Here is a 24,296-nt window from a genome sequence, read left to right as displayed (position 1 = left end):
GTTGCTAAAGTAGAAAAGCAGGACAACTGACTCAAATTTAACGTTGTCCTGCTGGGTGCTCCCGACGAGATTTATGCGTAATGTTTTATATCGTTATATATCAGTTTGTTGTGTTTGATTTATAAAAAAGGTGTTCTATTGGTGTCTACTTATTAGATAATTGTTGTTCAAGTTGTTTCAATTGTGCAGCCTGGCGCTCCACGATTCCTATTAAATGATTCTGATTGGCTTCTAAGATTTTCATCAGGTTTTTTAATGTCTCAAATTCAGTATTCAGGGTTTCCATATCGGTTATTACAGTTTTCTTTCTGGTTCCTTTATCAGCCGCTTTTCCTTTACCTGATGTGAACCATTCCTGATTTAATCCATAATTATCTACGAGTTTTTTTACAAAATCGTATCGAATGGGTATTTTACCAAGCTCCATATTGGAAAGGTTACCTTGGGAAACCTCAAGCTTTTTCGCCGCCTTATTCTGGCTTTTATCTATATAAGTAGTTCTAAAAACCTTTAGGCGGTTCGCCAGGTCGATGTCATTAATCTTTGAGATGGTCGTCATTATTCTGCTTTTGGTGTGTAAGTAAATTTGAACCAATGGTGATCATGTCTAACTGTTACTCCTCTGAATTCGTCTTCAAATAAAATGTCATTATAATAAGCATAGTCTAGGAGTAACTTTATTTGGCCAAACTGGTCTTCTTTTCTCTCTTCGTCATAGTCATCACACATATATATCACGAATCGTCCTGTTTTAGGAGTTAATTCATAGCCGAAAGCATTAACACAATATCCTATACAATCGGTTCCGCCTTGACTGTTGGCTTTAAATCCACCAGTAGGCCACAGTTCACTGCCGTAAAAACTACTGTTATGTATAATACGGAGCGCTGTATCGCACACCGAGCTTATTAGATCGAATTTAGCCTGATTGTTTGGTTTGAGCCTGCTCGCCATACTTATCCTTTCTTCTTTTTTACCTCTTCAAACCAATTTATAGAGAAGGTAAATATGTATTCGATCGTGGTACCGTTGAAAGAGATAGGCAACAGTATTCTTGATGTTATGTTATCGAATAAAGCCGGTTGGTGTCTTTTTGGCTTTTCGAATAACCTAGTCTGTTGCCAGCCTCCATAACTACCACTTGAATAATAGGCATAATCTGTCGGTGCTATGAGATCAGATATTTTAGCGCCTTTTATAATACCGCTCGGGGGCTGAGAATTATTCCTATCGAGATACTTCACACCTTTATGGAAGATTTTATGTGTTGTTCCGTCTTTGTCAATGTATGCAGCGTCATCCCAGATTATTTTGATTGTTTGTTCTGATTTGTTGGTTAGTATAAAATCAAACTCGGTTAGTGCGTAAAGCCAAATTATATCGATGTCCTTGTCGGTAAATATATATTGTGGATTGAAGGCATTGATTGTGCTATCAACTTTAATGTTACTGCTGTCAGCTGTTACCTTGCCCTGTACCTCAACCTTAGTAAGACGCGCTTTATAATCGCTTTTTTGCGCGAATACATGAAAGCCAATTCCTATGGACAATAGTATAATTAATAGTCTTTTTTTCATTTTGTGATAAGTATGATATGATGGTTTTTGAGTATCAGAAGAACTTCTTAATAGCACCCTTTACTCTAAAGACGTGAGTTATCACATCCTTTGGAATTGGTTGGGGATTATAGTCTTCACTTTTGTTATAGGGAATTAACATGAAATGATCATTGTCTGGACCTTTGCCAATGATTTTTACAGTTCGAAATCCATTGTCTGTTAAAATAGCATATATTTCTCCCTCTAAAAGGAATCTTTTCCATTCTTTAACTTCTTTTAAGGCAATAATGTCACCATGCGCTATTAATGGCCCCATGCTTTTACCTGTGACATTAACCCAATAATCAGCATCGTTAAATGGAAGAAAATCGATATAGAATGAAGGATTTACTTGGTGGCTATTGAATACTAAATCAAACCCTCCAATAAAGTCAATATCAAAATAAGGGACACCCTTGTTTTCTTTGTTAATCGATGGGTTGTTTGTTATAGGCGTATCACTTGCTTGAAATTCGCTAATATTTGTCAAGTCAATTCCAAGTTTTGTCTTTACTAATGTTATGGAGTCTTCTGATAAATAATCTTTGTTGCACCACACGCTTAGTGTAGGGCGTGAAATTCCAAGTCTTATAGCCGCTTCTTCTTGCTTTATTTTTGCTTTTTGTAAAGCTTGCTTTAAAGTTATTCCTCTGATTTCCAATTTATTGTGATTTAATATATATTTTATCTAACAAAAGTATTGACAAATGTTAGATAATGATTACATTTGTATTGTTCAATAACAACAAAGATAAACATAAACAATAAACGTGCATATAGCAAATAAGTACTACCATGAATCAGCTAATAACAAATTACGGTGTGCCTGAGATCAACTTTGAGGTTGGCATACTAACCAAAAGAGAAATTGAGATCGTTGAGCGATCACTGTTACCAGACAAGAACATTGCCTGGGATTTAAATATCAGCTATTACACTGTGCTATCGCACTTGAAAAGCATAAGGCAAAAGACTGGACTTCAGGATGGCCGGCAACTGGTTTACTTCGGTATCAAGAAAGGTTTAATCAATTAAATTTTATGCAAGTATTAACACCACAAAGAGGCACCTCATGGCCTAGTCTGATTGCAGACATTGTATTGATCGGAAAAGAACATGCGAGACCTTTCCCTTTGGATAAAGAGAGTTCTATCAGGCCAGCCATCAGTACACGAGTAAAGCTTAATTACCCAGACAGGGTATATGTAGCCAATAAAGAGGAAAGAGATGGATTGTTAGCAATCTGGGTATATCGAGAATCATAATTATTACAACCTACCTGCAATGTCAACTTTAACACTTCAAAAAACCAACATCAGCTTATTATCATTATTCTGCTCCGCAAATTTTGATACTAACAGGATTGTAATTGCTGATCACGAGCTTTCTGAGAACTTCCTGACGCTTTACTTAGAAGATAATAAACACCAGGTTGCTGATTTGGGTGATGCGGTAATGTATAAGTTACCCATATCAAAGTTTGCTGAGATCATTGCGGCTAATGATTTGAATAGTTATGAAGGAACCAAGTTCACCCACAGTGGTCGCACTTACACTGATCGTATCATTATTAACGAGCCTTTAAAATGGTTTATCCAGGATGCCCTGCCAGCAGAGCAAAATGTGGCCCTGAACTTAGTTAAACGTGCAGTCCTGAAATCATCCCTAACCAATTAAATTTTAACAGAATACAACTAAGATGGAAGGTATATCACTCGTTGAAACAGAAACACTACAGGCGTTGATTGGTGAGGTAAAGGGATTGAGGTCTGTAGTGATGTCTACCATTTCAGAACTGGCCGAAGCTAGAAAGCCATATTTAACAGTAAATGAGGCTATGGAGATTACAGGCTTTGGTAAGACCTGGCTAATGGCTAACAAACAAGATATTGGGTATTCCAGTGTAGGCGGATGCATCCGATTCAAACGCAAAGACGTCGAGGCCTACATGGAACAAAACTATTTTAAAACCAAATCATCAAGGAGGAAAATAGCATGATCATCACACACGAAACTACCATTGAAGAATATAATGCTTGGTTGGCTACTAACCCTGACTTTACCGCCTTCAAGGTAGCTGTTAGGTCCACTTTTAAAGCAATATACCGAACTATTGGAAGGGTTAAGCGACTAGTGCATAAGGTGAAAAACAGATCATGCTTAGCCCCCAAGATAGCTAAAACAATCTATCCATTATCCTACGATAAGAATGCCGGTTTTACCCACACTAGGTTTCGTAACTGGATGCGTGAGATTAGCTATGAACTGGATAGAACTACAGAGCATATTCGGTTACTAAACCTATTTGACTGCCTGGAAGACATACCATGCGTACGCAGCCTTTACAACCAGCGGCACGATATCATTTCAAAGGTCGAGGATCAGATCGCTATGGAAGAGGTTAAGGTAGAGGTATTGGAAATATTAAATAAAAAGTAAAAACACTATAAAATAAAACATATGAAAACTGAATTAGCAACTATCAAATCAATGCCGGTATCAGATATAATGACGATGGCACAAACCTTCGCTGACAGCGGAATGTTCACGGATGCCAAGCAAATGGGCCAGGCATTCGTTAAAATACAAGCCGGTCAGGAAATTGGAATACCTCCATTCGCCGCTATGAGTGGCATACATATTATACAGGGCAAGCCTACAATAGGAGCCGGATTAATTGCATCAACTGTAAAGGGATCTGGTAAGTATGATTACAATGTTATCCAATTAGATGACAAAGCTTGCGAACTTGAGTTTTTCCAAGGCACTAAATCAATAGGCAAAAGCAAATTCACAATTGATGATGCCAAAAAGGCCCAAACCAAAAACATAGATAAGTTTCCCAAAAATATGCTTTTTGCCCGTGCAATTTCCAATGGAGTTAAGTGGTATTGCCCTGATGTGTTCTCAGGCCCAGTATATACCCCAGAGGAAATGGAAACTATTGATATCCCCCATGAGGTAATGCCATTAGAGCCCCAAGTAAAGGAACTGCCAGCCATTACTGATAAAATGTTTAAACAATTATGTGATAAAATTAAGGCCGGCGACAAAGATGTTTACGGTAAGGCTAAGGAAGCATTCTCTTTCACCCAGGCACAATACGATACCGCTGATAGTATTATGCCGGAAATATCAGATCCTATCGCCGCCTAATGTCCTATTCAAAAGATGCTTTTATTCAGTTCCAGGAAGCTGAATACTACCAATCCGAGGCCTTTCAAATTAAACAACATTTACTAATGCCTGCTGTGAAAAATCAGCAGGCAACTAAACCAAAATCTCATGCAACTACCAAAGTTCAAAATTAGGGCCAGTGCAGCCAGTGAGATACTCGCCGGTTCAATTGGATTAACAGATGTACAGCTGGCTAAGCGGGATGAGTTATCAAATCGTAAAAAAGCGGCTGAAACCGGTGAAAAGGGTATTAAACCATTGACTCCAAATATGGAGGCTGAATTAGAAGCCTTAAACTATAAGCTCAACAATCCCGAACTGCCAACCGGCGCCAAATCATATTGCGAAAAATGGGTTAAGGAAAAGCTTTACGATCGCCGGAAAAACTTTGCAAATAAGTATTTGGAGAAAGGTATTGCATGCGAAGATGACAGCATAGAGTTTGCGGCCCAATCATTGGGCTGGGGGCAAGTTGCCAAAAACGAAGAGTGGTTTAGTGACGAGTGGATGGAAGGCACACCGGATATTATTACTGAGTTGTACAGACAGGAAGTTGTAGAGGATAATAATATCATAGAGATGTTTACGCCAACTGTCATCGATATGAAAAACGTATGGGACTGTTTTACGTTGCCGTTGTTCGATGATATTATACCCAACGAGGCATATAAAATACAGCTGCAGGTTTATTTGCACCTGGTTAGCATCGATTATGGTATTGACTTTAATGACGCGATACTATGCTACGCACTAATGGATGCGCCTTTGAACGTGATGGAAAAAGAAATGCGCTCATTATCGTGGGAGGAAGGTCATCGTGGCCTGATCACTGATGAGATCCGCCAAAGGGTTCATAAGGAAATGACCTATTCTAATCTTGGTCCAAATCTGCGTTTGAAAATATTTACTGTAAAGCGAGACCGGGCTGTAATCGAAGAGCTGAAGATCAGGGTTAAAATGTGCAGAAAGTACATTGATCAACTGGTTGAGAATAGTAAATACATACTTCAAGCAGCTTAATTATGTATACAGATAACACACCTATGCCCTGGGGGATGCACAAAGGCAAAGCAATGGCCAATGTTCCTGATAGTTACCTGCTGTGGATTTATACTGAAAATAAAGCTCACGGGGAGCTTAAGGAGTATATCAAAAACAACCTGGCCTCTATCAATACCAATATTAAAAAGCAATTACAAAAAGTCAGGTAATGTTAATTACCACCTATGAGATTACAACCGCCGTGGATTCGGAAGTTGTAATCACCACTATCGAAATAATTTAACCTGCCGAGAGGCAAATAATCAACCGCCGAAAGGCAATTAAAATCAAATCAAAAATGAGTATAGACAAAGATCTATCAGGGAGCATTGCGCTTACAAAATTAGTCCATGTGATGATGGACGCAAAAGGGAAAAACGGCCCCGTCCGTGGCATATTTATTCCTATCGGCGCAAACCTATTACTTGAAAAGGAAAAGGCAATTTATATGTCTGTAAAAGTAAAGGTGAAGGAGGAAGCAGATCAGTTTGGTCAGAACGGCTTCATTTCCAAAACTACTGACACTAACATCTGGAAAGGTCTAAACGACGCTCAAAAGGAAGAGGCTAAAAAGTTATCTCCAATACTGGGTAATATCAAAGATTGGAGTACATCAGTAAATGACACAGCTGGAGCTGCAAGTACAGAGACATTTACTGACGACGATGACCTTCCATTCTAATAGCCAAACCTAACAATGGCCTGTACATGTAAGTACAGGCCTTAAAATTCATTTATGAAAGATATTAATTCACTTCTGGAATTATTCGTTACCGATAGCGATGGTGGAAGCGATTGGAGTAGCACTCCTTTTAAAATAGGAGATAAGGTTTATGCTACTGATCGGCATGTAATGTTGATAATACCCTCAGAATTCGCTCCGAATATTCATGATTTAGAGGGATACGATAAGGATAACGTTTTAAAGGTAATACCCAAATCTGGGCAAGTTTTAAAAACAATATCAGCAAAGGATATTCTTATCGCACTGAAAGCAGTGCCCACGGTTAAAGAGGACAAAGAATGTGAATCCTGCAAAGGAGAGTGTCAGGTCGAGTTTAGATACACTTACAAAGGCCGGGATTACACTTCTGATGATGATTGTCCGGTTTGTGATGGAAACGGTTCATTAGACGATGCGAATGGGAAACTTATTCCTGACGCCTCTAAAGCTATAACTATAGGAAAATCAACCTTTTCGCCTTTAATCGTGAAGAAGATTTATCAACTCTGTAAATATTTCGACTTGTCAGATCTTGATTTGGTTAGCCAGGAAAGTATAGAGTCAGCAACTCTATTTTCAAAAAATCATATCTACATACTCGCAATGCCTGTAATCGAAAGAGAATCTGTTTACGAAATAAAATAATGCCATTCAACAATAGACTTATTGAAACAATACCAACTGTAGACATAACTGAGCGCGTGGCCTTCCATACATTACAGGAAGGCGAAAGGTACACACATACGCCAGAGGGTCATGTTTCGCAGGTGATTGAAGTAAAACCGGTTTTCCGCACGATACGCAGATATGATGATTGGTTGATCCATTGCAAGGCCGGGTGTTTTTTGTGGGATAAAATGGTGATAAAGGTCACCCCGCTGCGCAAGTAGCGGGGATTTGGTGGTAAAAGACAAACGAATTTTTTTATGAAAGCTTCAGATTCATTTAAAACTATCATCAGTGATCATTTGCTTAGTCTGGCTATAAATGATCCGTTGTTCGCTGAAACGCTTAATAAGCCGAATAAGAATATTGATGACTGTACAACTTACATTCTAAATCAGGTACAAAAGAGCGGTCAAGTCGGATTTGCCGATGCAGAGATCTTCGGTATGGCAGTACATTACTATGATGAGGATGTTATTGAGGTGGGTAAAACTGTTAATGCTCGGGTAGTGGTTAATCATCATGTGGATGCCCCGGCAAAACCTGTGGTTTCTGAAACCGCTCAGCGCTTTAGGGATACGCCAACACCACAACCTAAGCCTGTTAAAAAAGTAGTTAGCAAAGTAATTGAAAACCAAACAGCTCTTTTCTGATCATGAGACCAAGAACAAAATTACACCATGCGATACTTGCACTCAGTAATTCTTTGCCTGAAGTGACAAAGCACCAACGGGCATACGCCTTTAAACACTGCCTGCAGCATATTGGGTATCGCAATAAGAAAGGTATATCCTGTTTGGATTGCGGTCATACATGGGCTGGCCCAAAAGTTGGTAATAAAATTACCTGCCCATCATGTAAAACCAAACTAACTATTGAGGACACGCTTAAAAGAAAGTTTGATCAAGTTCGTAAATATATGAGTGTATTGGACGTTCGGATAGACTACCAGGTGGTTAGAATATTTGAATTATCAAGTTACCATAAGGTTGGCGAAACACCGTTACAATATTTCAGGGAGGTGGTGCAGCAATTCTTTCAAGTTGATGGGAATATGCATGTTGTTGCTCGAAATCGGGGGCATATGGGGAATTACGATAACTTCCATGGTGACCTTGAAATCAGAGGTACTGACGGATGGCACGGTAATAAATTCGATCTGTGGACAGATAAAACCTATCCGAAATTTAAAGTATTACCGGTCTTTGCCCGAAATGGATATACCTACCCAGTTCATGAAGTGTCATCATATAAAATATTGAAAGGTATACTGCGCAGCGCCAAATCAGAAACGCTGATCAAAGCCGGACAGATTGGTTTATTAGAAGCTTGTGTTAGTAATCGAGAAAATGATATATACCGGTATTGGAATAGCATTAAGATCGCAATCCGCAATAATATCATCATCCAGCCGGAAAATGTTATTACCTGGTTGGATTACCTGGCACTACTTCAATATTTTGATAAAGATCTGAACAGTCCACGCTATCTGTTTCCAGCCGATTTGAAATCAGCTCATGATCAACTGGTAGTTAAAAAACAGAAAGTTCAAAAGCTGAGGGAAGCTGAACGGAGGCGTCGAGAGGCAATTGAAATGCAGGAGGCATACGAGTCAGCTAAGAAAGCTTTTTTCGGTTTGGCGTTTACAAATGGAACGATAACCATTAAGGTACTGGAAAGTGTTCCAGAGTTCGCGGAGGAAGGTTTGAAATTACACCATTGTATTTTTACGAACGAATATTTCAAAAAGGAAAAATCTCTCATTCTTTCTGCCCGCATAGACGGCAAACCAGTGGAAACGATTGAGGTTGCACTCGATGAAATGAAAATAAAGCAGTCAAGAGGCTTACAGAATTTACCAACCCCGCATCACAATGATATATTGAAACTAGTGAGGAAGAATTTGCCTGTTATCCGGAAGGTTTATAGAGAGACTAAAAGTGTTGCAGCATGAGATTAATAATTGTACACAGAGCGGTAAATTTTTTGAATTTCTTTCCGGTGATCGTCGCTAATTTCAGGATTAAAAAAAATGGTAGCATGTTCGTTCCCCTGCCTACCCGGTTCTCCTTCAATGGCAATGAAATTGTCGGTAATCTCTGGATAATGTTGCTTTCTAAGGATAAATATCAATGCATTAAAAAGTTGATTTCTACGGTCGAGTTCTATTTCGTCAAATGGTTCTTTCATGCTTTTATAGTAATTAACCAATATGAAGATATGAAATATTTTATAACCTATTTCAATAACAGAAATAGTGAAGGCTTCACCCAGGAATGTTAATTAGATTATGATAAAGTAAAGCCATGACACCTCAACAACTCCTAAAACGCAACGCAGAAATCATCGAAAGATACATAGGCATGAAAGAAACACCTTCAATTATATCAAATACCACCGGTATATCTGTAAGCTCGATTGAAGCCATTATAAATCTTTACTGTGCACCGGTTATTCATGAAATGATCATGCAGTCTAAAGTTAACTATGGATTCAGAGATTGGTTTATATACAATAACTGGAACAAGCTGGCTATTCAGCAAATGGCAGAAGTTTTAGCTTGCTCAACATTAGTTATTAAGCGCCGCGCAAAGTTCTTGAAACTTGGTAAAAAGCAAAAGGTTGCGTTAAAAAAAGTCAGGTTTAATTATCGCGCCCGGGTGATCGTTCTGAACCAGATAACAGGTATCTACTATTTTTCAAATAATGAAGCTGCTGATTCTATCGGAATGAACCGTAGTACTTTCAAAGGAAAGATCAGCGGGCAACGTTCTAACGATACTTTTTTTCTAAAATTGGCTTAAAACTTATTAATATATTAATTGTAGAAATAAGTTTTTGTATATTTGAAACACGGTTTAGCGACCAAAACCACAAAATATTTAATCATTACCTCCGTAGGTCAACCACGCATCCATTTGCGGGTTTCCAAAGTCGCTAAACTATTGCCTGCGGGGGTAATGATGTTTTTTAATAGTAATTAACCACCCCTAAATATGCAATTGTCTAAAAAACAGGAACTCTTTCTTTCATCTATTCTTGATGGGAAAAATGTGTTTTTAACGGGTAAGGCCGGCACTGGTAAGTCATTCGTGGTAAATCTCGCAATTGAGTTATTAAAAAAGCAGAAAAAAAATGTAGTAGCCCTGGCTCCAACCGGGATTGCTGCAAATAATATAGGTGGACAAACGATACATTCCATGTTTTCTCTTGATCCGTTTGGGGTACTGACATATGAAACCTGTCGTTATTTCAAGTCTGAAAAGCGCCGGTTAATGGAAAAGATCGATGTTATTTTCATTGATGAAGTATCCATGTTGAGGCCTGATCTACTCGATGCCATAAATTGGACATTAGTTAAGAATGGATGTAAAAGTCTAAAATCTATTCAGATCGTATTTATTGGAGACCTTAAGCAGCTACCCGCCGTGATTGATGATAATATGCGCAGCGTATTATTTGGCATATATGATGGGTCGGAATTTTTCAACTCCAAGATCTATGATAAACTAGCAGTTGAAGATATTGAGCTTGATGAAGTGCTGAGGCAAACTGATGAAGAGTTTATTCAAAATCTAAATATTATCCGTGATGGTGGCAAAAGTGATTATTTCAGAAGGTTTATAGGTACTGAAACAAGGGGCGTTATTCTTGCGCCACACAAAGCAACTGTTACGCAATATAATATTGATGGCCTTAGAGCAATTAATAGCAAAGAGTATGTTTTTGATGCCATGATTACAGGAAAGGTAAAAATCACTGATTTTAACCTTGAATCAAAAGTTGTTGTGAAGGATGGCGCAACTGTGATGTACCTGATCAATTCTAAAAACAACAACCTTGTAAACGGTAAAATTGGAATCTTCCGTGTTATTAACGATTCCATATTTATAGATGTAAATGGCGTTAAGCATCCATTAGAGCCAATCCAATTCACCAAAAAAGAATATGTATTAAATGCAGCGCAGGATGGTTTAGAACTTAAAGAGGTGGGAAGCATCACTCAGATACCAATTCGCCTTGCCTATGCATTAACAATACATAAAAGCCAGGGATTGACCTTTGAAGAGGTTACAATAGATCTATCCCGTGACTGCTTTAGTAAAGGTCAACTTTATACAGCGCTATCTAGGGTTAAAAGTCCATCAGGCTTGGTAATTATAAACAGGTAGTGTATGAGGGTGTTAAATTATACCTTATACGATTACCAACAGGCCCTTGTTAAGGATATGGCTCTAGCATGTAAGGAGCATGATCACGTCATTGGCCAATCACCTGGCGGTACTGGCAAAACAAAGACTTTTGTTTATATCGGTACCCAAGTTTGCAATAAAGGAGGTGTTACCCTAATCCTTACAGAGCGTAAAAATGTTTACAACCAGAACCTCAATGAGGCTGCTGCAGTCGGTATCAACGATGAATCACCAAAATTTGTTCATATCGAAGAAGGTTGTTTTTATGTTGCAATGACCCAGACTTTGGAACGTAGGCAATCGATCATTGATCAGTTCAACAAGTTACAATGTGATCTATATATCATAATTGATGAATGTCATTCAGGTAGATATAGTAACGTTTTAAGAAAATTAACTAAAGGTAAACGATTGGGATTCACCGCTACACCTGATTATAGATATGCTAAGCATCTACCTGAGTTTTATAATAGCTGTGTCACCACACACCCAGTGCAATGGTTTATAGATAAAAATATACTTTGTGATTATCAGCACATACAAAGAAAGTCTGGAAAAGGTACTGATAAACTTGAAAAAAAAGCCGGTGATTTTACTGCTACTAGTCAACGCAAGTTTTTTGGAACTGAAGCCCATTACCAGGAGCTTTTTAACGATCTGAAGGAATATCCCTTTAAAAAGTGCATGTTGTTTTGCGCAAGTATAGAACATGCCGACGAGGTTTTCGCTAGAATGACCACTGCAGGATTCAAATGTTCAATAAATCATACCAAACGTAAAGATTCTGTTTACCAGGTAGCCAGGTTTGATACACTAGACGAAACAGACATCATTATTAGTGTTGGGGGAATGACTACTGGTTACGACTTTCCACTTGTTGATTTAATAGTCCTGTATAGGGCAACTACTTCGCTAATTATCTACCTACAGATGTTATTCCGTGGTGATAGGAAAAAAGAAGGCATGTTTTTCAGATGCCTTGACTACGGATCAAACTTTGACAGACACGGCGCATACTTCGCTGATCATCCATGGAAGGATATGTGGGATCAAAAATTAAAAAACAATTCCAAAGAGGATGCGGCCGCAATGACCACATGCCCGAAATGCGAAAGCATGATATCAGTATCCGCAAAGAAATGTAAATACTGCGGGTTCCTGATTCCAGAAAAGCCCAGGATAGTTGAACCGGGAATAGCAGAAGATGTAACTAAAAGGTTCGATGCTATCGCGGGTAAGAAGATTAGCGAGTTAACACCTAAAGAGTTGTCACTATACGCCAATCTAAAAAACAAAAAGATGTTTGCGATCAGAGTAGCTAAATCCCAGGAGCAGGTAACACCAGGGTTTTTAATAGAGTTCGCGGCCTCAATGGGGTATAAAAGTGGATGGCTTGATCATCAGCCAATACCAGAAGAAAGAATTGAATTTTTAGATATCGTTTTAAAATAATATAAATGAGTATTTCATTATCCGCTGTTTGGAGTCAAGTTGAGAAGCTTATATTGGATGGGATTTCAGTTATACCCGTTCGTGATAAGGATGATGAGGAATCTGGGCGCGTTGCTAAAACTCCTTTTGGGTCTTGGAAAAGGTATCAAGAAAAGCCAATAGGCAAAAGTGAGCTGTGGGCTCTCATGGAGCACCATAAGACTGAGGCCGTAGGCATTGTGTGTGGAAAGGTGAGCGGAAATCTGGAAGCAATTGACATTGATGTAAAATACCGTGGTGGTATCGATGCAATATTGTTTCAGGATATCAAAACCATTTATCCTGAACTGTTTGTCAAGTTAAGGATTCATAAAACACCATCGGGAGGATGGCATATTTTATACAGGGTTTCCGATGGCACCATTCCAGGTAATTTAAAGCTTGCCGGCCGAGAAGCAACTGAACAGGAATTAGAGGAAAGACCAAAGAATAAAACATACAACTTTATTGAAACACGTGGCGAAGGAGGCTATGTGCTTTGCCCTCCATCGTTGGGTTATGAAGTTTCAAAGGATAGACCTATTCCAATTTTAACCTGGGAGGAAAGATGTAGCTTAATATCACTTTGTGAGACATACAATGAGGTAATTAAAATTGCTCCTGCTTATAAACCTACAAAGTCAGAAAGCGAGTACTATACAGAGAACCCTTGGGATCACTTCAATGGATCATGTAACCCCGTAGAGTTTTTAAAGGAGTTTGGCTGGGAGGAGTTTAAAAGTAATGGCCACTTTATATGGTTTACGCGCCCTGGTAAAACTAAAGGTGTATCAGCATCATGGAATGTAGAAAAGCGAATTTTTTACATTTTTACATCTTCCACAGAGCTGGAGGCTTCAAAAGGCTATCATCCAGTTACAGTTTTGGCTGAACTGAAATTTGCAGGGGATAAACGTGCTACGTATCAATACCTAGTTTCTTGCGGATTTGGTAAGGTTAAGCCATCTATTGAAAAAGCGGTTGTAAAAAAACGCGCGACTGCGGGCCAGCCTATACCAAGTAACTTTAGTCATCATGCTAAAGCTCAGTTTGAGTCAATAAGGGAAACGCTCGAGCAAGATCACCCGTACGGCTTATTTTGGGAGCAGGATGAGGAGGACAAGTTTACCATAAGTAGAGAGGGTATTTACCAGGTATCTGCCGGATTGGGTTTTAAAACCTTCAATGGAGATATAGTCCAGATCATAGGTAATATTATTTATAAGCGAACTGAACGATACTACTATGATTCCCTGAAGGACTATATCCGTGAGGAGGATGCTAATCTGTACGAAGACATTTGCAATGCATATGAAAGCTTTATTCAACGTGCTGGTTCATTCACCATCACCAGGCTTAACGAGATCGATAAGAATTTGATATTGAGCGATACAAAAGATAATGCTTACAAGCTTTATAAAAATGGGTACCTGTCTATCGATGCTAATGATATCAATTTTTGCAGTTATGATATGATGGATAGGTTCATATGGGATCATAACATTCAAAAACGTGATTATAGGTATGGAGCTGATGGTAAATACATTGAGTATGTAAAGCTAGCTGTAACCGATTTTAATCAGGCTAAAAAGATATTAGGATATCTCGCCCATGAGTTTAAAGATGAGACTACCGGTTATATCATTGTTTTGACTGAGCAGTGTCCGGATCCTAAACAAGGAGGCGGCAGCGGTAAAAACGTGTTTTGTAATTTGCTAAAGCTTACAACAACTTACACCAGCAAGCCTGGCTCACAAGCGAAATTTGATGAAAAGTTTTTTCAAAGCTGGAATGGTCAAAAGATATTCGGTATTAGTGACGTACCTAAAAACTTTGACTTCGCATTTCTTAAAGAGCCATCAACTGGTTCATTCATTTGGAAAAAGCTTTTCAAAGATGAAGTTGAGGTTGATGTTAAAGATGCACCAAAGTTTATTGTGCAAACTAATTTTAGTTATGATAATACTGATGGCGGTTTGGCTCGCCGTATCATACCACTTGAGTTTACCGATTTTTTCACAAAAGCCGGCGGCCTGGATGTTTACTTTAATGCTCACTTCCCTAATGAGTGGGATGAAAACGATTATGCAGGGTATGATAACTTGATCGCCACCAGCATTCAGGAATGGATTGCCGGTGGCCGTAAGCTTGTTGCTACCGAGCTTACAAATACAGGATGGCAGAAGCAATGGGAGCAGACATTTGGCCACGCTACATCATTTGTTTTAAATAGTTGGGAAGATTGGACTGTAAAAGGATTTATTACCAATGAAGAGTTTAAAAAAACAATGGAGGCCTACTATAACGATAACCACGTCCATAAAACATACTGGCCATCATCTGCGAAGCTTAACCTGGCTATAAAGGCCTATGCTGACCATAATAAAATATCCTATATTACAGATAAGAAAATAAGGTTTGTTAATGGGGAGTTTAAATGCAGATTGTTTGGTGAGGTTGATATTGATGCTATAAGGGCAGGGGGGAGTGATAGTCCTTTTTAGATAGATGTAAATAAAAATTACGTCATGTAAAATAAAAGTTTGGTAGTTAAGTTTTTTTTACTAAATTGTTGCTAAATATTTTAGTATAATTGCATTATGTATTCAGCATCAACAGTAGCCGCAGCCATAGTTCAAAAAGCAATTGATGAAGGTAATCCAGTGACTCAGATGAAGTTACAAAAGATGGCATATTTCGCTCAGGGTTACAATTTGGCAAGGAAGGAGGAGAAGCTGTTTAAAGAGGAAATTCAGGCTTGGAAATTTGGGCCAGTTGTTCCAGTGATTTACAATGATTATAAGTTATATGGAAATAACCCTATAACCGATTTTGAAAAAGCCTTAAATTCTTATTCTTTATTAGGCAAGTGCCACATTGACTTCGATGATGATCTAAGAGATGCACTAGATTACACTTGGAAAGCTACTGGTAATTTAACGGCATTCAGCTTGTCTAATTGGACACATTTACCTGGATCACCTTGGCAGCAAGTTTACAACCCCAGAGATCAATCTATCATTATTGATTCTGAACGAATCAAAGAGTATTTCAAGGAAATTATTTATTGATCATGGCCGAGCCAAGAAATCCTGAAGAGTTAAATTTACAAGGGGACTCTACTGCTAACGAACCGATTGAAGAAGAAATTAGCTACATCGACAACCTTAGAAGAAATGCTGAAGCTGATCAAATTAGGGCCGCCGCAAAAGAAAGGCTAAAAGGACAAAGACAAGATAGAAGAGAAAGAAAGAAATATGCAGACTCAGTCTTTACGCTGGTTGCTATTTGGTTAATGTTCGTCTTGCTTATTTTTATGTGGTATGGAATGGGTAAACTCCAATATTCTGACAATGTAATAATTGCACTTTTAACAACGTCTACGGCCAATGTAATATTCATCTTTAACTTCGTGATGAAATATCTGTTTAAGTCTCAGGACTGATTTTCTTAAGATAATTACATAATCCCCAATAGGGGATTTTTTTTGTCCCTTCTGGAACGAACTTCATCATCACGGAACGAAGTCGGAACGAACATTTAATTAAGCTTCGTTCTAAAAAAAGTGCCTCTATAATACTTTAAATACACTTTTTATCTATTTGGAACGATGGAACGAATAATTTACTATTTAAATGTATCTATTGTATTTTTAATAAAGACATACATCTTATAAATTTTAATATACAAACATCAATAATGTGTTTCTACATAAGTAAGATACAATAGAGAAATTCTTCGTTCCATCGTTCCATAAATTCAAAATCTGCCTTTTTGATGCATTAAACCCGCTTTTTTCTGGAACGAACTTTTATTTAACGGAACGAACTTATTAATATATTAATTATAGAAATAAGTCTTATCTTTGTTATGTAATTAAAACCTTGCTTATTTCTAACCATGTCGGGCATTGAAACTAATTTTTCGGAAGCTAAAATTCAACAATTAGCTGTTGCAGAAATCAGAAACAAATTTCCTGAAACGTACGGTTGTTTATATCATGTTCCAAACGGAGGGCTTCGCGATAAACGAACCGCTTCAATCCTAAAGGGACAGGGAGTCGTTCCAGGCATACCAGATCTTCATTTTATCTGGGAAGGTAAAATATACCTTATAGAGGTTAAGGATCACGACGGACCTATAAGTTCAGAACAAAAGCTAATTCATGCCCAGCACAAGGTTCACGGACTTGACACATACGTTTTCCGAACTTCTGAGCAGATAATTTACTTCGTGACATACATTATTCAAGGCAAATCATTACATGGCTTCAATCGGTTCATTTCGCCTTATTCAGTCGCTGAAAACGTGGAGTTATACCGGGAAGAGCTCAGCGCTTTAAAAATAAAACGATTGCAGCAGAGAAAGGCTGCATAATAGAATGTCAGGCATACTTACACCAGCGATTAAAAAGTATCTCGATAACATGCAACCAGGTACAATCCTAAAAGTTTGGGAGCAACGATATCCAATAATCCTGATACATGCTGCCAAAGAATACATAGCCCAAGGCGGGCAATTAGAGTTTAGTAACGATTACGAACAATTAAAAAAACTATGAAATTATCTACAGTGGCAAAAGTGCTTGCCAAAAATTCACCAGAGCAGTACAGGGAGGCTGTTAAGCTTTGTCAACCCATGTTATCGCAGCCATCTATCATACCGGCTATACATGAGCGCATCAAGGAAACCTATCCCGAATTGGATCGGACCGATGAATCTATTCTTTTCGCTGCAACAGTTTACACAGCATATGCACCAGCCTGCCTATTAGCATCAGGTGTTGATCGCGCACCTAACGGTATACGTCAAACTATGTGCAAGGTCATGGGATGGAATGATGCACCAGTCGTAAATTATTATTGCGACCTATCCCGAGCCTATATCAAAGGTCCAAAGTTCAAAGAGAAGGTTGCTAACATTTTGTTAGGGTTTCAGCAGTTCTCTGTTAAGAGTAATCAAATCGAGCTTTTTTAATTATGGCTAATTTGACTGCAAAGCAAAAGAGATTCGTTGAGGAGTACCTGGTTGACTTTAACGCGACACAGGCAGCTATCAGGGCGGGTTACTCAATTGATACCGCGGCTGAGATGGGATATGAGAACCTCAGAAAACCTCATATAAAAACGGAAATCAATAATCGTCTTGATGCGCTTTCGATGGAAGCTGGTGAGATTACCAAACGCTTTACAAACCTTGCCAGAGGTAATATGAGCGATTATATGACAAAGAAGCTTGTTCCTCATACTCCACAGATAAAAGTGGGCTTAAAACGCCTTATTGAGCAGGAGCAGGCGCACATACTTCGAGAGGAAAAGTTTTGCGCGATCAAAGGGCTTACTGAAGATGATTATGATGAGTTTCAAAAGCAGCTGGAATATTCAAGGGATAAAATACTTCGTTGGGAAATTGAACTTGCAGATAACCCTTATGCGTACCGTATCGTTGATGGCGAAACGATCATGGTTGAAGAGGCCGGACTTGACCTGGTGAAAGTGATTGAAGATAAAGAGCGCGGCATTATTAAATCCGTTAAGCACACAAAAGACGGTATACAGGTTGAAATGTATCCGGCTGACAATGCCCTGGCGCAACTAGCAAAGATCCGGAAAATGATGAGTGATAAAGATGTCGACATAAACCTAAATGTTGACACAGTGGTAAAGGTTGGATATGGCGACAGCAACAAAGGAGCTTAAGTTCGATTTTAATCCGGACATTTTTAATAACGTTTTTTGGCACCTGAAGGCAGCATTTTTAAATCTTGCTATCAGGTTTATCTGGGTTTATGGTGGTTCATCTGCCAGTAAAACCTATTCGGTGGTGCAACTTATCATTATCCGAATGCTTGAGGCCCGAGACGAAAATACAATGGTGCTGCGTAAGTACGCAGTCGATATTAAAGACTCGATTTATTCAGACTTCAAAGGGATAATTACCAGCTGGGGCCTTGATGATTATTTCATCTGCCAGCAAAATTATATTGTTTGTAAGATCACCGGGTCCTACGTCAGGTTTCGTGGATTAGATGATAGTGAAAAGATCAAAGGCCTGGCTAATTTCAAACGTGTGGTATTGGAAGAGATAAGCCAGTTTGATGAACAGGATCTCAAGCAGATCAGGAAACGTCTGAGGGGGCGCGCTGGCCAGCAGATCATTGGCATATTTAACCCGGTATCGGAAGAGCATTGGATCAAGACAAAGGTGTTTGATCTGGAAACCCTAACCGAGCAACAAACCGATATCGCTGGTATGTGGGTTAATGAGAAGGGTAACCTGGTGATCATGAAAACCAATTACCTGGACAACAAATATATCGTTGGCCCGAACTTCGTGGATCAACATACCATTGATGATTTTGAAAAGGATAAGGCTAATGATTATGAATACTATCGTATCTATGGCTTGGGTGATTGGGGTAAGATTCGTACAGGTGGTGAGTTCTGGAAGAAATTTAACGCTTCACAGCACGTCAATAAAATTGGATGGGATAAATCATTGCCGATTTGGTTATCATGCGATGAGAACGTTAATCCATATCTACCATGGCAAGTTTGGCAACTTAAAGGTAAGCATGCGCAACAGATTGATGAAATATTCCTGGAAGATCCCCGCAACCGGGTAAAGGATGCTTGTTTGGAATTTCGTAAGCGTTACCCTTTATCTGAAGTCTCAGGGTTATTTGTTGGTGGTGACCGTACTTCGATCAAGGAGGATACAAAGAAAGAAAAGGGTGAAAACTATTTTACCGATATCATGAAGGACCTGAAGGATTACCGGCCAGTCTTAAAGATTCAGTCAGTTAATCCATCTGTTGTGCAGTCTGGCAACTTTATTAATGAGATTTATTCCGGTGACAGTCCATCAGGTATTACCATAGGTATCAATGAAAACTGTAAGAAATCAATTTATGATTATCAGTATACCCAAGAGGCCAGTGACGGTACGATCTTTAAAAGTGTAAAGAAACACCCGGTAACGAAAGTTCCGTATCAGGAGTTTGGACACGCTACTGATTGTAAGAGGTATGTGATAACTCACAATTTTGCTGCGGAATACCTGGCGTTTACGAATAAGAAAAAAGGATTGGGATTAAAGGCGCTCAGCGGTGTTTAATGGTGACTATGTCAGCTTTTGAAAGTAGTATTCTTTATCACCAATGGGTAAACTAAACCTTCGATCAGTGCCAAACTTCCGGTAAAACCATTGATAGTTATTAATCGATGGAAACATATCTGTCAGTTGTTTATGAAAGCCTTTCAAATTGGTATCAAAACAGATCACTTCATTATCGTGGACGGTTGCAAAAATAAAGGAAGTCTGTTTGTTCATGTTCAAATGTAAAATAATCATGGAGTATTTACAAATAAATTTGATAATGTAATTTAATCATGATATATTTACATTATCAAACAATAACGATCATGAAAACATCAAACTACACCAAGCAACTAACAGTAATCATACCTCGTCAAAATGGTACACCTGCCGGATTATCGGCATTGCAAGCAGCGTTATTGCGCGGAAAGGGATTGGTGAAATAATGAAAAGGCGCCTATTTAATATCGCATGGTCAATTGTAGATCAATTCAACAGCTTCGCTGAGGCATTAGCTCACGCATGGAAAGTTATTAAGCTGCAATATGCGCTTTGCACTCAGGCCCTAGTTAGGTTTAAGTATATCAAAGTATCTGACGGAAGTGTAAGGGAGGCAGTTGGTACACTGGATGGAGTCCCAGTCACTACAGGCAAGAAGGTCGTTAACTACGGTTTGCTGACTTACTTTGATCTTGATGCTGCCGGCTGGCGTTCATGCAGAATTGAGAACCTTATATTTTAATAACCTAATCCCTTAAATCTAAGTTATGAAAACAGAAACCATACAGAACAGAAAATCATTTGAATTTGGCCGGTATGTGGCCATAGCCGATGTAAAAGAAGATAATAAAGTGTACGTCACTTATGAATATTTAAGCACTGGTAATACAGTAGAAGAATGGGTGAGAGATTCTGATATGGAGATTGTATTAGGCATGGCTCGTAACTGGTGTGAAGCGAATGGATTAACGCTTTGGAGTTATTAATCAACACACACAATTAGCAACATGAGTGCAGAAAGATTTTTAGATCGTATGAGTAAAGATTTAATAGATAGAAATCATTTACTTAAAGTTTTGGAAACCATAAAATCAATAGCTGAAATAGATTCGTCTGGAGACAAATTTATAGAGGGTATAAATACGGCAATTGAATTTATCAAACTTGAAAAAACAGAATATTAGCCTTTAACCAACCCCTACCAGCGCAAAGGTTTTCGAGCCTTGTGCTTCTTTAAGTAATATTTTATCAACTTTTATTAATTTTGCATCAATGAAACCTAAATCATTAATACTCCTGCTGCTATTAATTACCCTGTTTGTATCGGCCTGCGTTAAAGACTATCAAATCGAACCCGTTAAAAATGATTTAACTGGTATTTGGACATCAAGTGATCGTACCATGACCTGGGCAATTGAAAATACCAAAGGCATAGGTTACAACGCCAAATTCACTGAGCTAAAGAAATCTGATGGTCGGTACCTGCGGGTTGAAATGCCGATGATCAATGAAACTTATAAAATTACTGAGGTGAATAAGCATGACATGATCCTGGTTGATAGTAAAAATTTCCAATTGAGCTTTAATAAGATTAGATAACAATATAAAGGTATAAAATAGTTTACTTTTTATTTGGTAAAAGGTAAACTATTTTATACCTTTGTTATAACAAAAAGGAGGTAATGAAATCATCAGAATTACTAAGATTAATCAAAAAAGCAGGCTGGGTGGAAGTCAGGCAAACAGGAAGCCACATTGTACTAAGGCATCCTGATCACACCGAACCTCTAATATTTGCTAACCATGGTTCAAAAGAAGTAAGCACAGGATTAGCAAACAAATTAAAGAAACAGGCGGGGCTTAAATAGCCCCACCTTTAACATATTACTAATTGTCATAAGCCGTACTTGTAGGCGATAATAAACAAGTCGAATGATTCACATTTAAAAAAGTTTGTATGACAACAATTAAATTTACTGTAGGTAAGACATCAACAGGTTTTGATGCTTACTATGAGAATAACGGCAATGTAGTTGCTGTTACCACCGGCGATACAATCGCCGAGTTAAAAATAAATGCTTTGGAGGCATATAACATTTACGCAGAAGAAACTGGGAAGAAAAGCATAACGGCTGAAAAAATATCGTTTGAGTTTGATTTACCATCATTCTTCGAGTATTTTCCAGTCATAAGCGCGAAGGCATTGAGCGCGCGCGTTGGCATCAATAATACTTTGTTATCACAATATGTCAATGGAATAAAGAAGCCATCCCATAAGCAGGTGCAAAGGATACTAACTGAGGTCAAGGTCATTGGGAAAGAATTGAGCGAACTGGAATTGGTGTAATCATGATAGCACAAGATTTAAGATTAGGTAACATAGTGAAGGGCATTACAACAGATTACTGTAAGGTTTACAGTATATCTTATGATGATGTAAGTGGTATTAGATTTCATTCTGAAGGAAGTACTAGCTCGACATGGAGTGGGGGTAAGGGGATTGAGCCAGTTGAATTAACTGAAGATTGGTTGATTAAATTTGGCCTTTCAAAAGATGAAGCATCTTCTAATGGTTCGGTAAGGTACAATTTTCGTTATCAAAGATTGACTATTAATTTGCATTCAGATGGGGAGCACCCCGTGTTTTTTGAAGGAAACTGTATTACTTGGGTCATGTTCGTTCACCAACTTCAAAACCTTTACTTTGTTTTAACTGGTGAGGAATTAACTATGCAATTATGAGTTGGTGTAAAGTTTTAAATGATTTCTGGGCGGGAGATGTTAATGCGATACAGGCGGTAGGCTCAATTGCCGGTGTTGTCATTACATTAGCCGGAACACTTTATGTTGCTATGACATTTCATCAGCAAAAGAAAATAAACAAGGCACAGGAAAAGTTAAACTTTATCGCTTTGGAGAAAGACAGACGGGAGCTTTTGCCTCAATTTTCTGGTTTAACTCTAGGAGATGGTACATGGGATGGGCCTGATTTAGAATTTACAAATTATCAGTTGTTCCTTAGGAACAATAAAGCACTGGATGTAGAAATATTTCCAATATCTTCTAATGGTAAAATATTAGGTCCAAGGTATCGCCCATCTCAGGTTGTTTTACCTGAAAAGGATTTTACCACTTTGAGTATAAAAATTGCTACTGATGTAGCTCCATCTGAATTTAATAAGCAGTATTTGATTTACTACACCGATGAGGTTAATAGACCATATACACAGGATGTTGGCCATGATGGTCATAAAGTAGTAGTATTATATCCGCAGAAAGTTGAAGACGATTTTAGGAAAGGGCTTCCGAAATGGCAAAGTATGTAAATAAAAAAATTGCAGTAATTGATTAAGGGCCAAATAACCAGGGAAATCGTCTACTGGAGCCTACGAAATATCGCTCACGTGGCAATAGTTGTGCTGCGAACAGGCAAATCAAGCAGCTGGCGCCTATGCATGTAATGATCATCATGTTTAAATAATTAGTGATAGGAAGATAGTAAAACGCTTTTAAATTAAATAAAAAAAAATAAAAGCCCGGAAACACTCGCTGCTCCGGGCTTTAACCTAAACCTTATCACAATATCGCCAGAATGGCGGTAATGAGGTGCAAAGATAAGAGTTGAGGTTAAATTTTATAATATTAGTTAATAATTTAACCTGTCAGGGCATAGCTTGAATCATTTGATCGGTTAAGTATTCAGTCTCTATCCAATGAGTTGTCAACTGGATTAGTTGTTTAAGATTATTGACATCCATGTTTACCCACTTTCTCACATAATGGGTCTCGTCATTTCCTAACCATGCTGCCCTATTTGCAATATCCTTTATCTTTTGACTATCAATGTGGTCTTTGATGCATGGACCTAGCAATTTCTTTTCAATAGTGCTTTTTTGTAGTGGATCTTTAAAGACGATATAATCCTTTATCAGAAATTCTAACGCCTTCCTAAATCCCATTCCACATACATCGTTGAGCCCGTAATCTTGGGAAGATTGTGCCTGTCTATATAAATCGACAAATGATGGCGAAATAGTGTTAATAATTTGAGGGTGTTTCACTGGCTCAGGACTCCCAAAAACATAACAGTCGATATGGTAATGACTATTGTGGTCTGCTTGATATACCACTAAAAAGTATCCTAAACAACTTTCTCTTGGGCAATTGAACGATAAATATAAAAAAGATTTATTTACGTATCCGAAAATATATTCTGGGACTAAACCTAAATGACAATGTGGACATTTATCTGGAAGTGAAACTACTTTAACTTCTCGATTCCCCAATCGTGTTCTAACTGTTTGTACTATCATGATAAAGTAAAATCTA

At 38.3% G+C, this 24,296-nt stretch carries 38 protein-coding genes; 31 read left to right on the top strand and 7 right to left on the bottom strand.

Annotated features, from left to right (window positions below):
- Positions 1-145: 145 nt before the first annotated feature.
- Genes BW976_RS12060 through BW976_RS12045 form a run of 4 tightly spaced genes read right to left on the bottom strand, consistent with a single transcriptional unit; the run spans position 146 to position 2,259 of the window.
- Complete coding sequence (locus tag BW976_RS12060) at positions 146-559, bottom strand: helix-turn-helix domain-containing protein (RefSeq protein ID WP_076373548.1); 414 nt, start codon at positions 557-559, stop codon at positions 146-148.
- Complete coding sequence (locus BW976_RS12055; RefSeq protein ID WP_076373547.1) at positions 559-954, bottom strand: hypothetical protein; 396 nt, start codon at positions 952-954, stop codon at positions 559-561. The genes BW976_RS12060 and BW976_RS12055 overlap by 1 nt, the downstream gene beginning before the upstream one ends.
- 2 nt (positions 955-956) lie before the next feature.
- Positions 957-1,577 (bottom strand): hypothetical protein, encoded by a 621-nt coding sequence (locus tag BW976_RS12050; protein WP_076373546.1) that lies wholly within the window; start codon positions 1,575-1,577, stop codon positions 957-959.
- A 34-nt stretch (positions 1,578-1,611) separates the two neighbouring features.
- Positions 1,612-2,259, bottom strand: a complete 648-nt coding sequence (locus BW976_RS12045; protein WP_076373545.1) for a LexA family transcriptional regulator — start codon at positions 2,257-2,259, stop codon at positions 1,612-1,614.
- A 134-nt stretch (positions 2,260-2,393) separates the two neighbouring features.
- Between BW976_RS12045 and BW976_RS12040 the strand changes: the two genes are divergently transcribed.
- The 12 genes from BW976_RS12040 (at position 2,394) to BW976_RS11980 (ending at position 9,160) form a co-directional block, all read left to right on the top strand.
- Complete coding sequence (locus BW976_RS12040; protein WP_076373544.1) at positions 2,394-2,633, top strand: helix-turn-helix transcriptional regulator; 240 nt, start codon at positions 2,394-2,396, stop codon at positions 2,631-2,633.
- Positions 2,634-2,882: 249 nt separating this feature from the next.
- Positions 2,883-3,275, top strand: coding sequence for a hypothetical protein (locus BW976_RS12030; protein ID WP_076373542.1), 393 nt, complete (start codon positions 2,883-2,885; stop codon positions 3,273-3,275).
- Positions 3,276-3,297: 22 nt separating this feature from the next.
- Complete coding sequence (locus tag BW976_RS12025; protein WP_076373541.1) at positions 3,298-3,597, top strand: helix-turn-helix domain-containing protein; 300 nt, start codon at positions 3,298-3,300, stop codon at positions 3,595-3,597.
- Entirely contained in the window at positions 3,594-4,037 is a 444-nt protein-coding gene (locus tag BW976_RS12020; RefSeq protein WP_076373540.1) for a hypothetical protein, read from the top strand. Before BW976_RS12025 ends, BW976_RS12020 begins: the two co-directional genes overlap by 4 nt.
- A 21-nt stretch (positions 4,038-4,058) precedes the next feature.
- Positions 4,059-4,754, top strand: a complete 696-nt coding sequence (locus tag BW976_RS12015) for a hypothetical protein (protein ID WP_076373539.1) — start codon at positions 4,059-4,061, stop codon at positions 4,752-4,754.
- A gap of 129 nt (positions 4,755-4,883) precedes the next feature.
- On the top strand, positions 4,884-5,795 hold the full coding sequence (locus BW976_RS12010) for a hypothetical protein (protein WP_076373538.1): 912 nt from the start codon (positions 4,884-4,886) through the stop codon (positions 5,793-5,795).
- Between the two features lie 2 nt (positions 5,796-5,797).
- Positions 5,798-5,986 (top strand): putative quorum-sensing-regulated virulence factor, encoded by a 189-nt coding sequence (locus BW976_RS12005; RefSeq protein ID WP_076373537.1) that lies wholly within the window; start codon positions 5,798-5,800, stop codon positions 5,984-5,986.
- Positions 5,987-6,114: 128 nt separating this feature from the next.
- Positions 6,115-6,498 (top strand): hypothetical protein, encoded by a 384-nt coding sequence (locus BW976_RS12000; protein WP_217696243.1) that lies wholly within the window; start codon positions 6,115-6,117, stop codon positions 6,496-6,498.
- Positions 6,499-6,552: 54 nt separating this feature from the next.
- Positions 6,553-7,185 carry a hypothetical protein gene (locus tag BW976_RS11995; protein ID WP_076373536.1) on the top strand — a complete coding sequence of 211 codons (633 nt, stop codon included), beginning with the start codon at positions 6,553-6,555 and terminating at the stop codon, positions 7,183-7,185.
- Complete coding sequence (locus BW976_RS11990; RefSeq protein ID WP_076373535.1) at positions 7,185-7,430, top strand: hypothetical protein; 246 nt, start codon at positions 7,185-7,187, stop codon at positions 7,428-7,430. Before BW976_RS11995 ends, BW976_RS11990 begins: the two co-directional genes overlap by 1 nt.
- 36 nt (positions 7,431-7,466) lie before the next feature.
- Entirely contained in the window at positions 7,467-7,859 is a 393-nt protein-coding gene (locus tag BW976_RS11985) for a PcfK-like family protein (RefSeq protein WP_076373534.1), read from the top strand.
- A 2-nt stretch (positions 7,860-7,861) separates the two neighbouring features.
- Positions 7,862-9,160, top strand: coding sequence for a PcfJ domain-containing protein (locus BW976_RS11980; RefSeq protein ID WP_076373533.1), 1,299 nt, complete (start codon positions 7,862-7,864; stop codon positions 9,158-9,160).
- 2 nt (positions 9,161-9,162) lie between these two features.
- Here the strand turns inward: BW976_RS11980 and BW976_RS11975 are convergent, their stop codons facing one another.
- On the bottom strand, positions 9,163-9,396 hold the full coding sequence (locus BW976_RS11975; protein ID WP_076373532.1) for a hypothetical protein: 234 nt from the start codon (positions 9,394-9,396) through the stop codon (positions 9,163-9,165).
- 116 nt (positions 9,397-9,512) lie between these two features.
- Here BW976_RS11975 and BW976_RS11970 point away from each other — a divergent pair, with 116 nt between their 5' ends.
- The 11 genes from BW976_RS11970 to BW976_RS11920 all read left to right on the top strand — a co-directional run bounded on the left by BW976_RS11970 (position 9,513) and on the right by BW976_RS11920 (position 19,985).
- Positions 9,513-10,010, top strand: a complete 498-nt coding sequence (locus BW976_RS11970) for a hypothetical protein (protein WP_076373531.1) — start codon at positions 9,513-9,515, stop codon at positions 10,008-10,010.
- Positions 10,011-10,202: 192 nt separating this feature from the next.
- Positions 10,203-11,378 (top strand): ATP-dependent DNA helicase, encoded by a 1,176-nt coding sequence (locus BW976_RS11965; protein ID WP_076373530.1) that lies wholly within the window; start codon positions 10,203-10,205, stop codon positions 11,376-11,378.
- A 3-nt stretch (positions 11,379-11,381) separates the two neighbouring features.
- Positions 11,382-12,851: a DEAD/DEAH box helicase gene (locus tag BW976_RS11960; RefSeq protein WP_076373529.1), complete on the top strand. Its 1,470-nt coding sequence runs from the start codon at positions 11,382-11,384 to the stop codon at positions 12,849-12,851.
- Between the two features lie 5 nt (positions 12,852-12,856).
- Positions 12,857-15,373, top strand: coding sequence for a bifunctional DNA primase/polymerase (locus BW976_RS11955; RefSeq protein WP_076373528.1), 2,517 nt, complete (start codon positions 12,857-12,859; stop codon positions 15,371-15,373).
- A gap of 96 nt (positions 15,374-15,469) precedes the next feature.
- Positions 15,470-15,940, top strand: coding sequence for a Panacea domain-containing protein (locus BW976_RS11950; protein WP_076373527.1), 471 nt, complete (start codon positions 15,470-15,472; stop codon positions 15,938-15,940).
- 2 nt (positions 15,941-15,942) lie between these two features.
- On the top strand, positions 15,943-16,314 hold the full coding sequence (locus BW976_RS11945; RefSeq protein ID WP_076373526.1) for a hypothetical protein: 372 nt from the start codon (positions 15,943-15,945) through the stop codon (positions 16,312-16,314).
- 455 nt (positions 16,315-16,769) lie between these two features.
- Complete coding sequence (locus tag BW976_RS11940; protein WP_076373525.1) at positions 16,770-17,246, top strand: VRR-NUC domain-containing protein; 477 nt, start codon at positions 16,770-16,772, stop codon at positions 17,244-17,246.
- Between the two features lie 4 nt (positions 17,247-17,250).
- Positions 17,251-17,430: a hypothetical protein gene (locus BW976_RS11935; protein ID WP_076373524.1), complete on the top strand. Its 180-nt coding sequence runs from the start codon at positions 17,251-17,253 to the stop codon at positions 17,428-17,430.
- Positions 17,427-17,846 carry a hypothetical protein gene (locus BW976_RS11930; RefSeq protein ID WP_076373523.1) on the top strand — a complete coding sequence of 140 codons (420 nt, stop codon included), beginning with the start codon at positions 17,427-17,429 and terminating at the stop codon, positions 17,844-17,846. Before BW976_RS11935 ends, BW976_RS11930 begins: the two co-directional genes overlap by 4 nt.
- Positions 17,847-17,848: 2 nt before the next feature.
- The gene (locus BW976_RS28880; protein WP_084192168.1) at positions 17,849-18,568 is read left to right on the top strand and encodes a terminase small subunit; all 720 of its coding nucleotides are present in this window, start codon (positions 17,849-17,851) and stop codon (positions 18,566-18,568) included.
- On the top strand, positions 18,543-19,985 hold the full coding sequence (locus BW976_RS11920) for a PBSX family phage terminase large subunit (protein WP_076373522.1): 1,443 nt from the start codon (positions 18,543-18,545) through the stop codon (positions 19,983-19,985). Before BW976_RS28880 ends, BW976_RS11920 begins: the two co-directional genes overlap by 26 nt.
- A 6-nt stretch (positions 19,986-19,991) precedes the next feature.
- Here BW976_RS11920 and BW976_RS11915 read toward each other — a convergent pair whose 3' ends face one another.
- On the bottom strand, positions 19,992-20,201 hold the full coding sequence (locus tag BW976_RS11915) for a hypothetical protein (protein WP_139332284.1): 210 nt from the start codon (positions 20,199-20,201) through the stop codon (positions 19,992-19,994).
- Positions 20,202-20,412: 211 nt separating this feature from the next.
- On the opposite strand from BW976_RS11915, the gene BW976_RS11910 reads away from it, so the two are divergent.
- The 8 genes from BW976_RS11910 to BW976_RS11880 all read left to right on the top strand — a co-directional run bounded on the left by BW976_RS11910 (position 20,413) and on the right by BW976_RS11880 (position 23,293).
- Complete coding sequence (locus BW976_RS11910; RefSeq protein ID WP_076373520.1) at positions 20,413-20,709, top strand: SH3 beta-barrel fold-containing protein; 297 nt, start codon at positions 20,413-20,415, stop codon at positions 20,707-20,709.
- 25 nt (positions 20,710-20,734) lie between these two features.
- Entirely contained in the window at positions 20,735-20,953 is a 219-nt protein-coding gene (locus BW976_RS11905; protein WP_076373519.1) for a hypothetical protein, read from the top strand.
- A gap of 21 nt (positions 20,954-20,974) precedes the next feature.
- Entirely contained in the window at positions 20,975-21,151 is a 177-nt protein-coding gene (locus BW976_RS29360; RefSeq protein ID WP_175614097.1) for a hypothetical protein, read from the top strand.
- 88 nt (positions 21,152-21,239) lie between these two features.
- Positions 21,240-21,566, top strand: coding sequence for a hypothetical protein (locus tag BW976_RS11900; RefSeq protein WP_076373518.1), 327 nt, complete (start codon positions 21,240-21,242; stop codon positions 21,564-21,566).
- 83 nt (positions 21,567-21,649) lie between these two features.
- Positions 21,650-21,835, top strand: coding sequence for a type II toxin-antitoxin system HicA family toxin (locus tag BW976_RS11895; RefSeq protein ID WP_076373517.1), 186 nt, complete (start codon positions 21,650-21,652; stop codon positions 21,833-21,835).
- A gap of 89 nt (positions 21,836-21,924) precedes the next feature.
- Entirely contained in the window at positions 21,925-22,314 is a 390-nt protein-coding gene (locus BW976_RS11890) for a helix-turn-helix domain-containing protein (RefSeq protein ID WP_076373516.1), read from the top strand.
- A gap of 2 nt (positions 22,315-22,316) precedes the next feature.
- Positions 22,317-22,709, top strand: a complete 393-nt coding sequence (locus BW976_RS11885) for a hypothetical protein (protein ID WP_076373515.1) — start codon at positions 22,317-22,319, stop codon at positions 22,707-22,709.
- Positions 22,706-23,293 carry a hypothetical protein gene (locus tag BW976_RS11880; protein WP_076373514.1) on the top strand — a complete coding sequence of 196 codons (588 nt, stop codon included), beginning with the start codon at positions 22,706-22,708 and terminating at the stop codon, positions 23,291-23,293. The genes BW976_RS11885 and BW976_RS11880 overlap by 4 nt, the downstream gene beginning before the upstream one ends.
- Positions 23,294-23,629: 336 nt before the next feature.
- Here the strand turns inward: BW976_RS11880 and BW976_RS11875 are convergent, their stop codons facing one another.
- The gene (locus tag BW976_RS11875; RefSeq protein WP_076373513.1) at positions 23,630-24,280 is read right to left on the bottom strand and encodes a DUF4145 domain-containing protein; all 651 of its coding nucleotides are present in this window, start codon (positions 24,278-24,280) and stop codon (positions 23,630-23,632) included.
- Positions 24,281-24,296: the final 16 nt, after the last annotated feature.

This window comes from Mucilaginibacter lappiensis, from assembly GCF_900155965.1.
GTDB lineage: Bacteria > Bacteroidota > Bacteroidia > Sphingobacteriales > Sphingobacteriaceae > Mucilaginibacter > Mucilaginibacter lappiensis.
This window is presented reverse-complemented; position numbering and strand designations above follow the sequence as displayed.

Excerpts from the sequence above, each read along its gene's own strand:
- BW976_RS11960 (WP_076373529.1), top strand. The coding sequence starts at position 11,382 with ATGAGGGTGTTAAATTATACCTTATACGATTACCAACAGGCCCTTGTT.
- BW976_RS12030 (WP_076373542.1), top strand. The coding sequence starts at position 2,883 with ATGTCAACTTTAACACTTCAAAAAACCAACATCAGCTTATTATCATTA.
- BW976_RS29360 (WP_175614097.1), top strand. The coding sequence starts at position 20,975 with ATGAGTGCAGAAAGATTTTTAGATCGTATGAGTAAAGATTTAATAGAT.
- BW976_RS11995 (WP_076373536.1), top strand. The coding sequence starts at position 6,553 with ATGAAAGATATTAATTCACTTCTGGAATTATTCGTTACCGATAGCGAT.
- BW976_RS11990 (WP_076373535.1), top strand. The coding sequence starts at position 7,185 with ATGCCATTCAACAATAGACTTATTGAAACAATACCAACTGTAGACATA.
- BW976_RS11970 (WP_076373531.1), top strand. The coding sequence starts at position 9,513 with ATGACACCTCAACAACTCCTAAAACGCAACGCAGAAATCATCGAAAGA.
- BW976_RS11965 (WP_076373530.1), top strand. The coding sequence starts at position 10,203 with ATGCAATTGTCTAAAAAACAGGAACTCTTTCTTTCATCTATTCTTGAT.
- BW976_RS12040 (WP_076373544.1), top strand. The coding sequence starts at position 2,394 with ATGAATCAGCTAATAACAAATTACGGTGTGCCTGAGATCAACTTTGAG.
- BW976_RS11945 (WP_076373526.1), top strand. The coding sequence starts at position 15,943 with ATGGCCGAGCCAAGAAATCCTGAAGAGTTAAATTTACAAGGGGACTCT.
- BW976_RS11910 (WP_076373520.1), top strand. The coding sequence starts at position 20,413 with ATGAAAAGGCGCCTATTTAATATCGCATGGTCAATTGTAGATCAATTC.
- BW976_RS11920 (WP_076373522.1), top strand. The coding sequence starts at position 18,543 with ATGGCGACAGCAACAAAGGAGCTTAAGTTCGATTTTAATCCGGACATT.
- BW976_RS11900 (WP_076373518.1), top strand. The coding sequence starts at position 21,240 with ATGAAACCTAAATCATTAATACTCCTGCTGCTATTAATTACCCTGTTT.
- BW976_RS11930 (WP_076373523.1), top strand. The coding sequence starts at position 17,427 with ATGAAATTATCTACAGTGGCAAAAGTGCTTGCCAAAAATTCACCAGAG.
- BW976_RS11905 (WP_076373519.1), top strand. The coding sequence starts at position 20,735 with ATGAAAACAGAAACCATACAGAACAGAAAATCATTTGAATTTGGCCGG.
- BW976_RS11985 (WP_076373534.1), top strand. The coding sequence starts at position 7,467 with ATGAAAGCTTCAGATTCATTTAAAACTATCATCAGTGATCATTTGCTT.
- BW976_RS12015 (WP_076373539.1), top strand. The coding sequence starts at position 4,059 with ATGAAAACTGAATTAGCAACTATCAAATCAATGCCGGTATCAGATATA.
- BW976_RS11895 (WP_076373517.1), top strand. The coding sequence starts at position 21,650 with ATGAAATCATCAGAATTACTAAGATTAATCAAAAAAGCAGGCTGGGTG.
- BW976_RS28880 (WP_084192168.1), top strand. The coding sequence starts at position 17,849 with ATGGCTAATTTGACTGCAAAGCAAAAGAGATTCGTTGAGGAGTACCTG.
- BW976_RS11890 (WP_076373516.1), top strand. The coding sequence starts at position 21,925 with ATGACAACAATTAAATTTACTGTAGGTAAGACATCAACAGGTTTTGAT.
- BW976_RS11875 (WP_076373513.1), bottom strand. The coding sequence starts at position 24,280 with ATGATAGTACAAACAGTTAGAACACGATTGGGGAATCGAGAAGTTAAA.
- BW976_RS12005 (WP_076373537.1), top strand. The coding sequence starts at position 5,798 with ATGTATACAGATAACACACCTATGCCCTGGGGGATGCACAAAGGCAAA.
- BW976_RS12055 (WP_076373547.1), bottom strand. The coding sequence starts at position 954 with ATGGCGAGCAGGCTCAAACCAAACAATCAGGCTAAATTCGATCTAATA.
- BW976_RS12000 (WP_217696243.1), top strand. The coding sequence starts at position 6,115 with ATGAGTATAGACAAAGATCTATCAGGGAGCATTGCGCTTACAAAATTA.
- BW976_RS11980 (WP_076373533.1), top strand. The coding sequence starts at position 7,862 with ATGAGACCAAGAACAAAATTACACCATGCGATACTTGCACTCAGTAAT.
- BW976_RS12010 (WP_076373538.1), top strand. The coding sequence starts at position 4,884 with ATGCAACTACCAAAGTTCAAAATTAGGGCCAGTGCAGCCAGTGAGATA.
- BW976_RS12020 (WP_076373540.1), top strand. The coding sequence starts at position 3,594 with ATGATCATCACACACGAAACTACCATTGAAGAATATAATGCTTGGTTG.
- BW976_RS11935 (WP_076373524.1), top strand. The coding sequence starts at position 17,251 with ATGTCAGGCATACTTACACCAGCGATTAAAAAGTATCTCGATAACATG.
- BW976_RS11950 (WP_076373527.1), top strand. The coding sequence starts at position 15,470 with ATGTATTCAGCATCAACAGTAGCCGCAGCCATAGTTCAAAAAGCAATT.
- BW976_RS12025 (WP_076373541.1), top strand. The coding sequence starts at position 3,298 with ATGGAAGGTATATCACTCGTTGAAACAGAAACACTACAGGCGTTGATT.
- BW976_RS12060 (WP_076373548.1), bottom strand. The coding sequence starts at position 559 with ATGACGACCATCTCAAAGATTAATGACATCGACCTGGCGAACCGCCTA.
- BW976_RS11975 (WP_076373532.1), bottom strand. The coding sequence starts at position 9,396 with ATGAAAGAACCATTTGACGAAATAGAACTCGACCGTAGAAATCAACTT.
- BW976_RS11915 (WP_139332284.1), bottom strand. The coding sequence starts at position 20,201 with ATGAACAAACAGACTTCCTTTATTTTTGCAACCGTCCACGATAATGAA.
- BW976_RS12050 (WP_076373546.1), bottom strand. The coding sequence starts at position 1,577 with ATGAAAAAAAGACTATTAATTATACTATTGTCCATAGGAATTGGCTTT.
- BW976_RS11940 (WP_076373525.1), top strand. The coding sequence starts at position 16,770 with ATGTCGGGCATTGAAACTAATTTTTCGGAAGCTAAAATTCAACAATTA.
- BW976_RS11885 (WP_076373515.1), top strand. The coding sequence starts at position 22,317 with ATGATAGCACAAGATTTAAGATTAGGTAACATAGTGAAGGGCATTACA.
- BW976_RS11955 (WP_076373528.1), top strand. The coding sequence starts at position 12,857 with ATGAGTATTTCATTATCCGCTGTTTGGAGTCAAGTTGAGAAGCTTATA.
- BW976_RS11880 (WP_076373514.1), top strand. The coding sequence starts at position 22,706 with ATGAGTTGGTGTAAAGTTTTAAATGATTTCTGGGCGGGAGATGTTAAT.